Annotated in this window: 13 protein-coding genes; 3 read left to right on the top strand and 10 right to left on the bottom strand. The window is 61.6% G+C overall.

Features of this window, described 5'->3' with window-relative positions; genetic code table 11:
* Positions 1-6 precede the first annotated feature (6 nt).
* The 4 genes from waaA to IP76_RS07390 form a co-directional block, all read right to left on the bottom strand.
* Positions 7-1326, bottom strand: coding sequence for a lipid IV(A) 3-deoxy-D-manno-octulosonic acid transferase (gene waaA, locus IP76_RS07405; protein ID WP_054157610.1), 1320 nt, complete (start codon positions 1324-1326; stop codon positions 7-9).
* Positions 1327-1488: 162 nt separating this feature from the next.
* Entirely contained in the window at positions 1489-1725 is a 237-nt protein-coding gene (locus IP76_RS07400) for a DUF4170 domain-containing protein (protein ID WP_054157573.1), read from the bottom strand.
* A 61-nt stretch (positions 1726-1786) separates the two neighbouring features.
* Positions 1787-2629 (bottom strand): 3'(2'),5'-bisphosphate nucleotidase CysQ, encoded by an 843-nt coding sequence (locus IP76_RS07395; RefSeq protein ID WP_082352446.1) that lies wholly within the window; start codon positions 2627-2629, stop codon positions 1787-1789.
* On the bottom strand, positions 2616-3962 hold the full coding sequence (locus IP76_RS07390) for a TldD/PmbA family protein (protein ID WP_054157572.1): 1347 nt from the start codon (positions 3960-3962) through the stop codon (positions 2616-2618). Before IP76_RS07390 ends, IP76_RS07395 begins: the two co-directional genes overlap by 14 nt.
* A 120-nt stretch (positions 3963-4082) precedes the next feature.
* Here IP76_RS07390 and IP76_RS07385 point away from each other — a divergent pair, with 120 nt between their 5' ends.
* Positions 4083-5888 (top strand): monovalent cation:proton antiporter-2 (CPA2) family protein, encoded by a 1806-nt coding sequence (locus IP76_RS07385; RefSeq protein ID WP_054157571.1) that lies wholly within the window; start codon positions 4083-4085, stop codon positions 5886-5888.
* 3 nt (positions 5889-5891) lie between these two features.
* Here the strand turns inward: IP76_RS07385 and IP76_RS07380 are convergent, their stop codons facing one another.
* From IP76_RS07380 to IP76_RS07370, 3 genes are read right to left on the bottom strand one after another with little or no spacing between them, the layout of a single operon-like run.
* Positions 5892-6770, bottom strand: coding sequence for a patatin-like phospholipase family protein (locus IP76_RS07380; protein WP_054157570.1), 879 nt, complete (start codon positions 6768-6770; stop codon positions 5892-5894).
* A 24-nt stretch (positions 6771-6794) separates the two neighbouring features.
* On the bottom strand, positions 6795-7355 hold the full coding sequence (gene rsmD / locus IP76_RS07375) for a 16S rRNA (guanine(966)-N(2))-methyltransferase RsmD (protein ID WP_054157569.1): 561 nt from the start codon (positions 7353-7355) through the stop codon (positions 6795-6797).
* A gap of 6 nt (positions 7356-7361) precedes the next feature.
* Positions 7362-9434 (bottom strand): pseudouridine synthase, encoded by a 2073-nt coding sequence (locus IP76_RS07370; RefSeq protein ID WP_054157568.1) that lies wholly within the window; start codon positions 9432-9434, stop codon positions 7362-7364.
* A gap of 69 nt (positions 9435-9503) precedes the next feature.
* Between IP76_RS07370 and IP76_RS07365 the strand changes: the two genes are divergently transcribed.
* Together IP76_RS07365 and IP76_RS07360 are read left to right on the top strand one after the other, a co-directional pair.
* Entirely contained in the window at positions 9504-9956 is a 453-nt protein-coding gene (locus IP76_RS07365) for a nucleoside deaminase (RefSeq protein ID WP_054157567.1), read from the top strand.
* Positions 9953-10303 carry a hypothetical protein gene (locus IP76_RS07360; RefSeq protein ID WP_054157566.1) on the top strand — a complete coding sequence of 117 codons (351 nt, stop codon included), beginning with the start codon at positions 9953-9955 and terminating at the stop codon, positions 10301-10303. The genes IP76_RS07365 and IP76_RS07360 overlap by 4 nt, the downstream gene beginning before the upstream one ends.
* A gap of 104 nt (positions 10304-10407) precedes the next feature.
* On the opposite strand, the gene IP76_RS07355 is transcribed toward IP76_RS07360, so the two are convergent.
* The 3 genes from IP76_RS07355 to ileS all read right to left on the bottom strand — a co-directional run bounded on the left by IP76_RS07355 (position 10408) and on the right by ileS (position 14804).
* Positions 10408-10887 (bottom strand): GNAT family N-acetyltransferase, encoded by a 480-nt coding sequence (locus IP76_RS07355; RefSeq protein WP_054157565.1) that lies wholly within the window; start codon positions 10885-10887, stop codon positions 10408-10410.
* A gap of 69 nt (positions 10888-10956) precedes the next feature.
* Positions 10957-11589, bottom strand: a complete 633-nt coding sequence (locus tag IP76_RS07350; RefSeq protein WP_054157564.1) for a hypothetical protein — start codon at positions 11587-11589, stop codon at positions 10957-10959.
* 299 nt (positions 11590-11888) lie between these two features.
* A complete protein-coding gene (ileS, locus tag IP76_RS07345) occupies positions 11889-14804 on the bottom strand; it encodes an isoleucine--tRNA ligase (RefSeq protein ID WP_054157563.1) in 2916 nt (971 codons plus the stop codon).
* Positions 14805-15062 lie beyond the last annotated feature (258 nt).

Below are 15062 nucleotides of genomic sequence, written 5' to 3'. Positions count from 1 at the left end.
TCTGGTTCAGTTGGTCACGGCAGACCGAGGTTCGAGCTTGGCCTTCACCGACAACGGACTGACATAGGCTTCAAGACCCTTGATTGTCGCTGCCAGTGCGCCTCGCATTTCCTGCGTGGTTTCCAGCCCGGCGTCAATCATCTTGGTACGGGCGAGATCATTGCTCAGGAGAAAATGGACAGCCTTTGCCAGCATTTCTGCATCACGCACAACGCGAGCCGATCCCTTGCGCACCAGCTGCTGATAGGATTCTCGGAAATTGCTGACATTGGGGCCAGACAGCACCGCACAACCGAGCATGGCCGGTTCCATCGGGTTCTGGCCGCCCTCGGCCGTCAGCGAGCGGCCAACGAAAGCGAGCTCTGTCAGGCGCAGATAAAGCCCCATCTCACCGATCGTATCCCCAAGGAAAACATCCGTCTCGTCGGTAATCGGATCATTGCGCGTGCGCCGGGCAACAACCAGACCCTTTTCCTTGAGCATGGCCTCCACTTCATCTCCGCGTTCCGGATGACGCGGGACGAGAATGGTGAGGAGGCCGGTATGCGCCTTCAGCGCACGATGAACCATGGCGGCAATGGATTCCTCGCCGTCAAAGGTGGAGATCGCGGCCCAGCTCTTGCGCTTGTCGATCTGGCTTCGATACTGCGCCAGCACCGCCTCGTCGCAGGGTGGGGCTTCGCTATCGGCCTTGATATTGCCGGAGACCTGGACTGGCCAGCAGCCGAGGTCGCGGAAATTCTGCCCGTCGACATCAGACTGGGCAATAACGAGCGCGAGCTTGCCGAACAGCGCCTCCGCGACCGTCTTGTGACGATGCCAGCGGTTGAAGGAGCGGTCCGACATGCGGGCATTCACGAGGATCTGCGGGATCTGGCGCTGATGCAATTCGGCAAGCGTCGTCGGCCAGATCTCCGACTCGACGCCGATTGCGGCATCAGGCTGCCAGTAGTCGAGAAAACGGCGAACGGCCGGGCTGAAGTCGAGCGGAACGTATTGATGGATGACACTGTCGCCAAGCCGGTTCTGGGCAATCTCGGCGGAGGTCAGCGTGCCGGTGGTCAGCAGAACATGGATGTCGCGGCGGCGCAGTTCGCGCATCAGCGGAATGACTGCCATGGTCTCGCCGACGCTTGCCGCGTGGATCCACAGAAGCGGACCAGCTGGACGCTCGCGGCTTGCATAGCCGAACCGTTCGTTGCTGCGCGTCCTGTCTTCTTTGCCCTTGGCTGCCCGATAGGCAAGCCAAGGCTTACTCAGCGGATAGGCCATCAGACCCAGCCAACCGTAGGACCGTACGGCGAGCGATGCCATTCTGTCGCTCACCGTCATCGGACAAACCTGCTCATCTTCATCGATAATGCCATTCTGCCCCAAAACATCCGGGCTTGCGCAAAGACTGAGGAATGCAAGAAGACTTAGGTTAAAAAGTGACCCGTTTGAGGCACGATGTTCAGACTGTGACGCATGCTGCACTGCACTCGCAGCTTATTTCTCCGATGGGTTGAGAAGCTTGTGCATGTGAACGATGAAATAGCGCATATGCGCATTGTCAACCGTCGCCTGTGCCTTTGCTTTCCAAGCCTGGAGCGCGCTTGCATAGTCCGGGAAGATGCCGACTACATCGAGTTCGTTCAGATCACGGAACTGTATATCTTCGAGGCTGGAAAGTTCGCCGCCGAAGACGAGGTGGAGAAGCTGTTTCTTTTCGCTGGATTCAGTCATTTTCTAGTCTTTTCGGTGGATTTACGATTGGAAAAACATCTGCGCGATTTCGCCTTAAAGGTCAACTCCGGGGAATTCGGGTGATGTTCTTGAGCAAAACCGGAAGAAGTGCGGCAGATGCTGCACAGAGAACCGGATGGGTGACTTCCGCCCTGTTGTAGACAAGCCGTGCGCCGTCAAGATCAGTGATGCTGCCACCGGCACGCGCCAGGATCACGTCTGCCGCGGCAAGATCCCAGTCATGCGAATTCTTCTTGACCAGCGTGCCATCGATCCGGCCATCGGAGACCAGCGCCAGGCGATAGGCAAGCGAGGGGATATGCTCCACACGCTCGATCCTCGGTCGCAGTGGCGGGGCAAAGCCCGCAACCATATCCTGGGCCGATGCGAGCTTGAGCATGCCCTCCATGTCGGCGTCGGAAACGGCGATCTCCAGGCCATTGCGCAAGGCCGGGCCGTCAATGGTCGCGGTGAACTCCTCATTGAGGGCGGGCGCCACGAGGACGCCGGCGACTGGCATACCCTTATGGACGACCGCAACGCTGACACACCAGGTCGGCTTGCCGGCGAGAAAGGCCCGTGTGCCGTCGATCGGATCGATTACGAAGACCGTATCGCAGGAAAGCCGCGCCTGATCGTCGTCGGTTTCCTCCGACAGCCAGCCATAACCCGGCCGCGCACTGCGCAACATTTCTTCGAGCACGCGATTGGCAGCATAGTCCGCCGCACTCACGGGAGATGTGCCCTCGTTCTTCCACCAGACCTCGGGCGACTGGCCGAAATGCGAGACCGCAACCTTCGCCGCCTCGCGCGCCGCATCGAGGATCAGGGCGAGATCGGCCTGCCAATCGGGCGCGACCACGCCTTCTGCCGCGTCTGCGCCTATCGTCTCAGAGCCCGGCAAGGGTCATGCCCTCGATGGCGATCGTCGGGGCGGCCACGCCGTATTTTCGGTCGATATCGTTGGCTACCGTGATCCGCATGAACATGTCCTTCAGGTTGGACGCAATGGTGATCTCGGAGACCGGATAGGTCAACTCGCCGTTCTCGATCCAGAAACCGCTCGCACCACGGCTGTATTCACCAGTGATCATGTCGACGCCCTGGCCAATCATGTCGGTGACATAGAGGCCGGTGCCGATGCTGCGGATCAAATCCTCGGGTGAGATATCGCCAGGCTCAAGCGCCAGATTGGTGGACGATGGCGAGACGGAAGTGCCACCTCGTACGCCGCGACCGTTGGTCTTGAGACCCAGTTCTCGGGCGGCAGACGAGGACAGGAACCAGTGCTTGAGCACGCCGTCCTCGATCATCGTGAGGGGCTTGCCGATCACGCCCTCGCCATCGAAGGGGCGCGAGGAGGAGCCACGCACCTTCATCGGATCATCGGTGATGTTAAGGCCTGATTTCAGCACCTGCTGCCCCATACGATCGCGCAGGAACGAGGTCTTGCGGGCCACCGAGGCGCCATTGATCGCACCAGCGATGGTGCCGACGAAACCACGGGCAACGCGAGGATCAAAGACGACGGTCAGATTGGAGGCGGTCGGCACCTGGCGGGGATCGCGGCGGCGGACGGCACGCTCGGCCGCACGGCGACCGATGTCTTCCGGACTGTCGAGATCGGCATAGTAGAGCCGGCTGTCGAAATCGTGGTCCCGCTCCATCTTCGTGCCTTCGCCGGCAATCACGGCGACCGAGCGGGAAAAGCGCGAGCCGGCATAGCTGCCGGAGAAACCATGCGAGGTGACCAGTACCAGGCCGCCCATACCGGCCGAGGCACCAGCACCGAGCGAATTGCTGACACCGTCGACGCTGCGGGCCGCATCTTCCATGGCAAGCGCGCTTTCGCGCAGGCTGTCACTCGATACTTCGGTGTCATCATAGAGTTCAAGATCGGCGATATGGCTTGCCAGATCGCTTTCGTCAGCAAGACCGGCAAAGGGGTCCTCGGGCGAAACCTTCGCCATGGCGACAGCGCGTTCGGCAAGTGCCGTCAGGTCGAAACCGGGATTGGCGGACACACTTGCCACCTGGCGGCCGATGAAGACGCGCAGGGAGAAATCGTCGCTTTCAGAGGCCTCGGTCGACTCGACCTTGCCGAGCCGGACGCTGACGCCCTTGGAACGCGACCGCACTACGACGGCATCAGCGCGGTCCGCGCCTGCCTTGCGGGCGAGGTCGACCAGTTGTTCGGCACGTTGAAGGAGATTGGCAGAATCGATCTGATTGGGCATGGAATGGCCTTTCGTTCCTGCACCATTTATTGTGCCTTAGAGAGGGCATCAAGGGTAAGGGTGCCTTTTACCGTTCACGAGCCCGACATGACCGGGCCGCAAGACTGCAAGGAGAGACTGATGGCAGGCGCAAGCGAGGCTCTGTTCGCGCAACCATTGTTGTTGCTCGGAGGCGCCGTCATCGCAGCTCCGATCTTCCGCAAGCTTGGCCTGGGTACCGTGCTCGGCTATCTCGCAGCCGGGGTCGTGATCGGCCCGGTCCTGCATCTGATCGGCGGTTCGGGCGATATCCTTGCAGTCGCAGAACTTGGCGTGGTGCTGCTCCTCTTCATCATCGGCCTGGAGCTGAAACCCAGTCGCCTCTGGCACATGCGACGCGACATTTTCGGGCTCGGCTTGGCGCAGGTGGTGCTGACGGGCCTCGCGCTCACCGGCATGGCACTCGCCTCCGGTCTGCTCGACTGGCGGGCAGCCCTGGTCGCCGGCTTCGGCCTTGCTCTGTCGTCGACCGCCTTTGCCCTGCAATTGCTTGGAGACTATGGCGACCTCAACAGCCGCTATGGCCAGCGCTCCTTTTCAATCCTGCTGTTCCAGGATCTGGCCATCGTGCCGCTGCTTGCCATGGTGTCGGTGCTTGGGACGCCAAGCGGCGATGCCGATCAGTCGGCGCTCGTCCAGATCGGCATTGCCATCGGGGCCGTGGTTGGGATGATCCTCGCCGGTCGTTATCTGCTGACACCCCTCTTCCAGGTCATCGGGCGCACGGGGGCGCGCGAGGTGATGATTGCTGCTGCCCTCTTCGTGGTGCTCGGCTCAGCATATCTTATGCAATTGGCCGGGCTCTCCATGGCCATGGGGGCGTTTCTTGCTGGTGTGATGCTGGCGGAATCCTCTTATCGGCATGAGCTGGAAGCCGATATCGAGCCCTTCCGTGGCCTGCTGCTGGCACTTTTCTTCATGGCAGTCGGCCTGTCGATGGAGTTGCAGGTCATCGTCGACAATCTCCTGCTCATCGGGCTCGCCGTGCCCATCCTGATGGCGGCCAAGGCGCTGGTGCTTTACATCCTCTGCCGGGCTGCCGGCTCCCCACATGAAGACGCCGCAAAGGTGGGCCTGCTTCTGCCGCAGGGTGGCGAATTCGGTTTTGTGCTGTTCACCACGGCGGCTGCCGCCGGCGTTCTCAGCAATGCGCAATCCTCGCTCCTGATCTCCATCGTCACCCTATCGATGGCGCTGACGCCCGTGTCGGCCATTCTCGGGCAGCGACTGCTGAAACGAGAGGGTAGCGAGCGCGAGCAGATGGATGAGGATTTCGAAGGCGCCGGTTCCGATGTGTTGATGATCGGCTTCTCCCGCTTCGGCCAGATCGCTGCCCAGATCCTGCTTGCCAGCGGTCGCGACGTGACAATCATCGACGACAATCCGGATCGCGTGCGCCAGGCGTCCACCTTCGCCTTCCGCATCTATTTCGGTGACGGGACGCGTCTCGACGTGCTGAGGGCCGCAGGGATCGAGCGGGCAAAGATCGTTGCGATCTGCACGCACAAAAAGGAGGTCACCGATAAGATTGTCGACCTCATTCGCGCCGAATATCCCGATGTGCGGCTTTATGTGCGCGCCTATGACCGTATCCACAGCCTGGCGCTCAGGGCCCGCGACGTGGACTACGAAGTGCGCGAGACGCTTGAGTCCGGTCTGCTCTTCGGTCGGCGCACGCTGGAAGGCCTGGGCGTTTCGGAAGACGAAGCCTACGATATCGGCGAGGACATCCGCCGTCGTGACGAGGAGCGCCTGCGTCTGCAGGCCCAGGAAGGCATCATGGCCGGTCGCGACCTCGTGCACAGACGGCCGGTCAAACCGGAACCGCTGATCAAGCCGAAGCGCGCCGTGAAGTCGCAGCCGGAGGAAGATGCCGCCGAGGCATGATGATCAGCGGCGGACGAAATCCTCGATGCGGGCAGCGAGATCGCGCTTCAGCGGCTCCTTCAAGCTCTCGCAGATCTCGAATATCTGCCGGGCCTTGAAGAAATCGAGTACTCGATAAGAATTCACTTCGGGCTTCAGGTAGATGTCGGGCTGGCAGATCTTCATCTTCAAGGCGACATGCGACTGCATCATCAGCTGCGAAGCGCCGAAGAGGCTGTCGATGCGGTTGGGCACCAGTGAGCCGTCGCCTTCCGGCGCGCCGATCACATCCACAGCAACAAGAATGTCCGCTTCGCCAACCAGATGGTCATAGGGAACAGGATTGAAAATGCCGCCGTCGATCATCAGCCGCCCATCGATAACGACAGGGGCGAAGAGTGCTGGGATCGCAGCCGAAGCGGCCAGCGCTTCTTGAAGGTCGCCCTCGACGCAAACGAGTTCCCGCTGGCCGTAATAATCCGTGGCGACAACTTTCAGCCGCAGGCCAAGGCTTGCGAAATCCTGCGGGATCTGCGGCGGCAGGAAGGCTTTGAGGAGACGCGGCAGATTGAACTGGCCGAGGCGAAAGCCGCCAAGGGCGTCGCGAATGGTCGATGGGCGCAGGCCCCAGAACCTGTTCAGAACCAGCGAACGGTTATCGGCAAGTCCGAGTACATAGGCGCGGATATCACGGCCGCTCATCCCTGAGGCATAGCCGGCCCCAAGGATCGCACCCATTGATGAGCCGGCAATTACGTTCGGGCGGATGCCGAGCTCATCAAACGCTTCAAGCACCACGATATGGGCAAAACCCCGGGCACCTCCGGCTCCCAATGCAAGACCTATGGTCGGATCACCGCTGCGGTTTGCCGGCGGGGTAGCACTGTCTGCAATGGAATCCATGGATGGCCTGCTCCAGAAAGGGTTTCAGGCTGCCTTATAGGAAAAGAAGTACATTTTCGTGTCGCCGAACACCCGATCCTCGATGAAGGAAAAGACCGGATCGACGGAGACCTGCACATCGGCACGCTCTTCGAGAATGACGAGCGCACCCGGGGCCAGCCAGCCGCCGGCATGGGCGGAGAACAGCGCCTTCTCACCCAGACCCTTGCCATAAGGCGGATCGGCGAAAACAAGTTCGAAGGGTTCGATATTGTTGGCAGGCCCAAGATCCGTGGCATCCCGGCGCAACATGCGGGCCCGGCCATGCAGGCCGAGCGCGTCGATGTTTTCCCATAGAAGTCCACGACCCTCGACGCTGTTCTCGACAAAAAGCGCCGATTTGCAGCCGCGCGACAGAGCCTCCATCCCGACCGCACCCGTGCCGGCAAAAAGATCGAGGATCTTCGTACCGTCGAGCGCGCCGGGATGGGCATGAGACAGAATGTTAAACAGGCTCTCGCGCGTCCGGTCCGTGGTCGGCCGGATGTCGCTGGATTTTGGCGTGGCCAGATTGCGGCCACGAAATTCTCCACCAACGATGCGCATCAGGGCTTACCTCTTGCCCTTTGGTGCGCCACGACCGCCACCGGCAGGTCTGCCTGCACCCGAGCCGCCACCCGGCTTACCGCCGAATCCACGCGGACCGTCAGAGCGGGCGCCCGCCGGACGTGCGCCGGGCTTGCCGCCAAAGCTCTTGCCGCCACCTGGCTTGCCGCCAAACGACTTGCCCGCCGGCTTTCCACCGAAGGGCTTGCCAGCCGGACGATCGCCAAAGGGCCGGTCGCCAGCGGGCCTTGCACCGCGCGGTTTGTCGCCGAAGGGCCTGTCACCGGCCGGACGCTCGCCTCTTGGACGCTCGCCTCTTGGACGATCGTCACGTGGCCGGTCATCACGTGGTCTGTCATCACGGGCGCGATCGGACGAAAAACGTTCGGGGCGCGGACGCTCCGGCTTGTCACCGAAGGCCTTTCGCGGACCGCGGTCGCCGAAATCCTTACGCGGGCCCCGGTCGCCAAAGTCCTTGCGGGGTCCGCGATCACCGCCCTCGCGGCGCGGGCCACCTACTGCACCCTCACGGCGCGGGCCACCTACTGCACCCTCGCGGCGCGGGCCGCGGTCGGCACCTTCTGGGCGTGGACGATCGCCGCCTTCACGGCGGGGGGCCCGGTCACCAAAATCCTTGCGCGGGCCTCGATCTCCACCTTCGCGGCGCGGGCCGCGGTCACCGAAGCCCGACTTCTTGTCCGGGCCATCGGCGCGGATCCAATCACCCTCTTCGTCCCGGGCGCGGGTAATCTGAACCGTTGAGGTCGGACGGCTGTCGACGCGATCGTCAGCCTTGCCGGCGCGCGGATCAGGCCGGCGCCGTGCCGCTGCAGCGGCTGCCTTTTCACCGAGCGGACGGGCACCCGGCGCCATCCAGACATTGGCGGTGCGGCTCTTGGTGCCGAGCGGCGGACGCTTGGGCTTGTCGCCATCGTCGCGGCGAGTGTCCAATCGGTCGAGAGCCCGTTCGCGCCGGTCACCCTTGTCACCACGATCGGTCCAGCCGGATTTCTCGGGCTTGCCACCCTTGTCGCCGCTGCGCTTGCGATCAGAAGAACCGCCCGCACGCTCGTCGCGGCCCCATTCGGCCTTGGCGGCCTTCTGCGGCTTCTTCTGGCCTGGCTCTTCGTCTTCCTCGACGGGGGCACCATGGCTGTAGATCGGCGCGTCGAAATTGGCTTTGGAATCCTCGATCAGGCGCGGCCCGAGCTGGTCGCGCAGCATGCGGCCACGGACTTCCTGCACCTGGGCTTCCGGCAGATCACCGAGCTGGAACGGACCGTAGGAGATGCGGATCAGACGGTTGACCTCGAGACCGAGCGCGCCGAGCACGTTCTTGATCTCGCGGTTCTTGCCTTCGCGAAGACCCATGGTGATCCAGACATTGTGGCCCTGCTTGCGGTCGAGCGTCGCGTCGATTGCGCCGTAGAGCACGCCATCAACGGCAATGCCTTCCTTCAGCGCATCGAGTGCCGGCTGGTCGACTTCACCATAGGCGCGCACGCGGTAGCGGCGCAGCCAGCCGGTGGTCGGCAGTTCGAGCACGCGGGCGAGACCACCGTCATTGGTGAGCAGCAACAGGCCCTCGGTATTGATATCGAGGCGGCCGATCGACATGACGCGTGGAAGATCTTCCGGCAGATTGTCAAACACGGTCGGGCGGCCTTCCGGATCGGAATTGGTCGTCACCAGGCCGGCCGGCTTATGGTAGAGCCACAGACGGGTGCGCTCGATGCCACGGATCGGCTGACCGTCGACCTCGATCGTGTCGGCAAGCGTTGCGTTCAGCACGGGGCTTTCGAGCACCACGCCGTTCACGGAGACGCGGCCTTCCATGATCATGCGCTCGATATCGCGGCGCGAGGCTACGCCGGCGCGCGCCAGCAGTTTCGAGATGCGCTCGGGCTTCATCGCCTCATCGCCGGACGACACGTCGGCCCTTGGTGCACGCGGTGCGCGCGCGGGCTTGTCGTCGGACTTCGAAGCGGCCGACTTCGCGGCGGAATTGCGGGTTAGCGGCTTGCCGCCGCGGTCAGCAGGTTTGCCTGCCGGACGCCTGGACTTGTCTTTGAATGTCATTTGTTGTTTGCCTGTCGTTTGGGCTGTCGTATCAGGTCGCGCGGTCCGGGTTAAGCGGAAAGTTGATGCATGTCTAAGACAAACGGCTTCATGGAAGCCGCCTTTGCAGAGGCGCGCGCGGCGAAAGCCCGTGGCGAGGTGCCGATTGGCGCCGTCGTGGTGCTGGACGGCGAAATCATCGCCCGCGCTGGCAACGAGACGCGCGCCCTGAAGGACGCAACAGCGCATGCCGAAGTTCTGGCCATCCGGCGCGCCAGCGAAGCGCTCGGCGATGAGCGGCTGATAGAGGCCGACCTCTATGTAACGCTGGAGCCCTGCACCATGTGTGCGGCCGCAATTTCCTTTGCCCGCATCCGAAGGTTGTATTATGCTGCACGTGACGCTAAAGGTGGCGCGGTGGAAAGTGGCGTGCGTTTCTATGCCCAGTCCACCTGCCATCACGCACCGGACGTTTACTCCGGCATTCGCGAAACAGAGGCGGCAGACATGCTCAAAACCTTTTTTCAGGAGAGGCGGGATTGATCGACATCTACCTGTTCGTATCTGCCCTGATCATGGCCATGCTTGCGTTGGCGACCTGGTCCAACATTTATATTGCCCCTGACCGCTCGACTTTGCCCATGCAATGGTCGCTCAGGGGTCGCATAAACTGGCAAGCGCCGCGAATGGTGGCCCTCTTTTCGCCGCCGCTCGTTCTCGCCGTTATCATGACGCTGGTCGCTCTCTTTGCCTCAGAACAGAACGACTTTGACAAGGCCTTGGTGTTCAGGGCCTTGATGTTCATGGCCGTGTTGGGCCTTGCGCTTCAGCTCTTGCATATCTGGCTCATCGCGCGCGGTGTCGGCGATGATGGTGACCAAAACTTCTAAAGCCTTTCACGCAAAGGCGAAGTTACGGATCGGCGCTATCTCTTTGCTTTATCCAATTCCGGACGTGCAAACCGCTTCGCACTTTGGCGGGAAGTGCTGAAGATTCAACCGGCCGCGAAAGCCTTCAGCTTTTCGCCGGTCAGGCGGTAGCGTATCCATTCCGACTGCGGTTCGGCGCCGACAGCATCATAGACGCGGATAGCGGGTTCGTTCCAGTCCAGCACGCTCCACTCGAACCGACCACAGCCCTTGTCGACCGCGACCTGCGCCAGATGCCGCAGGAGCAGTTTCCCGGCGCCACTGCCGCGATGATCGGGCGCGACATAGAGATCCTCCAGATAGAGACCGTTTTTCGCCTGCCATGTGGAATAGCTGTAGAACCAGACGGCGAAACCTGCCGGCTTGCCATCAGCCTCCAGGATCACGGCTTCCGTCACCGAGCCTTCGCCGAAGATCGTGTGTCGGATCATCTCCTCGGTCGCCTCTACCTCATGCCCGGCCTTCTCATAGACGGCGAGTTCAATGATGAAGCCGAGGATGGTTGCGGCATCATCCGGCTGCGCAGGGCGAATGGAAAACGACATCAGGAAAACCTCAAAGAAAAAGGCAGGTCGTTTCCGCCCTGCCCTGTCGTGATGTAACGGCGTTTCGCCTTATTGGAAAGGCTGCCACCAGGAGCTGTTCTGCTGGGCAGACTTGGCCATCTTCTTGCGGCGCTTTTCCTTGACCGATTCAGGCTCGCCCAGATCGGTGAGAGCAGTGTCCTGGGTCTGGCGATACTCCGACGGCGGATCAGACAGCAGGCGGCGCTGATCGAGATAGGCGCCCTTCTGCAACTGGCGCGCATCGCGGAAGGCCTGCCACTTCTGGGTTTCCGTCATGGTGCCAGCCTTGCCGTAACCGGCGAGAAGCGGCGAACGGTATCGCGGATTGTCAGCATTGGCGTCGGCCTCTGCGACGAGACGCTCGCGCGCCTCTTCGGGGGATTCGACCCATTCCGGATTGTTTTCGCGGTTGGCAACCGACGGCTGGGGCGCCACGAGCGCTGCCGTCTGTGTACCGCCCGGCGGCAGGACGAGGTCCGGACGCGGATTGTATTTGGTGCCCTTGTTGGCTGGCTCCTTGGGGGCGAGCGACACGGCCGAGCCGACGTCATCCACCAGCTGTTCCATTGCCGTCTTGTCGGTGCCGTAAGTCGGGCTGCCGACGCAGCCGGAAAGACCGGTGGTGACAGCAAAAAGCCCGGCCAAGCCGACGCCAACCCTGAACAGATATGCCGAATTCATGAATGCCTACCAGCCTCGCCGCATAACCTTGGTCGTGCCGAATGTGATTTCTTCCACCCCTGCGGGCAGAATTCGGCCAATTTCAGGCAGTTTTACCGGATGAGCCGCGAAAGCGCAAATCATCCGGTAAGTTTTCCTTAAACTAGTGGTTTGATTCCGACATTTGCTCCCGATCGCAGCACCCTCGCAGGCAAATGTCGGAATCCTCAAAACCACTAGCAAGCTTATGCTTCTAGTGGAATTTTAGAATTTGACATTTGATCCGCGAGATCGCCGCAAATGGATATCAAATGTCAAATTCATTCCACTAGTGATGCAAGCTCCCGCAGCGCCTGGGCATCACGGGCCGAAACCTCGGGATAATCGGGGTCCGAGCCGACATCCTTGGTGATCTTCCAGGAGCGCGCGCACTTGGTGCCCTCGGCCAGCTTCGGCTCGACCGCAACCTTGGTGCCATCGTCGAGACGGAAGGCGTCTGCTGCCCCCTCGCCCGCAACGACGGAGATATCCGAGGTGATGCAGATTTCGGCGAAGTCCAGACCTTCGAGCGCTGCCATCAGCTCCGGATCAGCGATATGGACGACCGGGGCCGCTTCCAGCGAGGAACCGATGCGCTTTTCCTTGCGCTCGACTTCCAAGGCACCGGTGACGGCACGGCGCACGGTGCGGACATGCTTCCATTTGTCGGCCACCGCCTCGTTCGACCAGTCGGCCGGGATGACCGGGAACTGTTCGAGATGGACGGATTCGGCGTTCGGGTCACGCGACAGCCATGCCTCTTCCGTGGTGAAGGGCATCATCGGCGCAAACCACAGGACCAGGCAGTCGAACAGCTTGCGGATGACGAAGAGGGCCGAGCGGCGCTTCAGGCTCGACGGGGCGTCGCAATAGAGCGTGTCCTTGCGGATGTCGAAGTAGAAGGCGGAAAGCTCGACATTGGCGAAATCGCTGAGCGCACGGACGATGCGCTTGAAGTCGAATTCGTCGTAGCCCTTGCGCACGATCTGGTCGAGTTCAGCCAGGCGATGCAGCATCAGCTTTTCGAGTTCCGGCAGATCGGCATAGGCGATCTCGGCGCCATGATCATGGGCGAGCGTGCCGAGCATCCAGCGCAGCGTGTTGCGGATCTTGCGGTAGCTGTCGATATTGGTCTGGATGATCGTCTTGCCGAGACGCTGGTCTTCCCAGTAGTCGGTGTTCATCACCCAGAGGCGCAGGATATCGGCACCCGACTGGCTCATGACTTCCTGCGGCGTTACCGTGTTGCCGAGCGACTTCGACATCTTGCGGCCGTCTTCCGCCATCGTGAACCCGTGGGTGACGACGGCATTATACGGCGCACGGCCACGGGTGGCGCAGCTTTCCAAGAGCGACGAATGGAACCAGCCGCGATGCTGGTCGGAGCCTTCGAGATAAACGTCCGCCGGCCATTTGAGATCCGGGCGATCTTCCAGTGTGAAGGTGTGGGTCGAGCCTGAATCGAACCAGACGTCGAGGATGTCAGACACCATCTGCCACTTTTCGCCGTCATGCTCGGACCCAAGGAAGCGTTCCTTGGCACCTTCAGCAAACCAAGCATCGGCACCTTCAACTTCGAAGGCAGCGAGGATGCGGGCATTGACCGCCTCGTCCTTCAGGACATTGCCTTCCGTATCGGCAAAGACGCAGATCGGCACGCCCCAGGCGCGCTGGCGGGAAAGCACCCAATCCGGGCGCTGCTCGATCATGGCGCGCAGGCGGTTCTGACCGCCAGCCGGCACAAAGCGGGTCTGGTCGATGGCCGAGAGTGCGCGGCTACGCAGCGTCGTGCCGTCGCCGAGGTCCTTATCCATATAGACAAACCACTGCGGCGTGTTGCGGAAGATGACCGGCTTCTTGGAACGCCAGGAATGCGGGTAGTCGTGCTTGATGCGGCCACGGGCAAAGAGGTTTTGAGCCGCGATCAGGGCATCCATGACGCGCTTGTTGGCGTCGCCCTTCTTGCCGTTGTCATCAAGCACGCGGGCAGCGCCGCCTTCAGCCGAAGGGCCGAAACCGGGGGCGTCTTCCGTGTAGAAGCCGGCATCATCAACCGGGAACGGGATCTTGGTGTCGATGCCACGGGCTTCGAGCGCCTTGGCATGACTCATCCAGGCGTCAAAGTCTTCGCGACCATGGGACGGCGCCGTATGCACGAAACCGGTACCGGCGTCATCGGTGACGTGATCACCATCGATGAGGGGTACAGCAAAGCTGTAGCCCATGGATGCCAGAGGATGGGCGCAGGCGATGGCAGCGAGTTCAGCCGCTGGCACGCCGCGCAGGCGGTTGAATTCGAGCTTGGCCTTGGCAAAGGATTCCGGCGCAAGCTTGTCGGCAAAGATCAGCTTCTCGCCCGGCTGCGGACCGAAGTCGTTGGCAGCAGCGGTGACTTCGTAAAGGCCATACTCGACGCGCGACGAGTAGGAGATCGCGCGGTTGCCCGGGATAGTCCAGGGTGTGGTCGTCCAGATGACGACGGAGGCGCCCGACAGTGCATCAGAGCCCGACACCACCGGGAACTTCACCCAGATCGTGTCGCTCTCGACCTCGGCATATTCCACTTCGGCTTCGGCAAGCGCGGTGCGCTCGACGACCGACCACATGATCGGCTTGGAGCCGCGATAGAGCTGGCCGGACATGGCGATCTTCAGGAGTTCGCCGGCAATGCGGGCTTCCGAGTGGAAGGCCATGGTCGTGTAGGGGCGGTCGAAATCGCCCTCGATGCCGAGACGGCGGAATTCGTCCGACTGGGTGTTGATCCAGCCCTGCGCGAAGTCGCGGCATTCCTGGCGGAATTCGTTGACCGGGACTTCGTTCTTGTCCTTGCCCTTTTCGCGGTACTTTTCCTCGATCTTCCATTCGATCGGCAGGCCGTGGCAATCCCAGCCGGGCACGTAGTTCGCGTCATAGCTGCGCATCTGGAAAGAGCGGGTGATGACGTCCTTCAGCACCTTGTTCAGCGCATGGCCGATATGGATGTTGCCGTTGGCGTAGGGAGGGCCGTCATGCAGGACGAATTTTTCGCGGCCGGCGGCGGAGGCGCGGAGCTTCTTGTAGAGCCCCATTTCCTTCCACTTGGCCGCCATTTCCGGCTCCTTCTGCGGCAGGCCTGCGCGCATCGGGAATTCGGTTTCGGGCAGATAGAGGGTCTTGGAGTAATCAAGCTTTTCGGTGGTGTCGGTGCTATCGGTCATGGAGCCTTGCAATCGTCTCTGGCGCGTTTGCCGCGCATGCGAACGGGATATCGGAATGAGATGTGGCGCTTGGGAAGCACCGAAAACCCGGACCCTCCGGCAGCAATCAATGCGCGCAGAAGGCCGGGCCAATAATTCGCAAGTCTATCATCAAGCGACGATATCGGGTCATGGTGGCCGTTGTTTAAGAGGTTTTCGCGTCCATGGGAAGAGGTTTGACGCGCGCTTCGGACGGTTCCGACGCCAACTCGTGAAAGC

Origin of the sequence: Rhizobium sp. AAP43, assembly GCF_001296045.1 — a bacterium.
Taxonomy (GTDB): Bacteria; Pseudomonadota; Alphaproteobacteria; order Rhizobiales; family Rhizobiaceae; genus Allorhizobium.
This window is presented reverse-complemented; position numbering and strand designations above follow the sequence as displayed.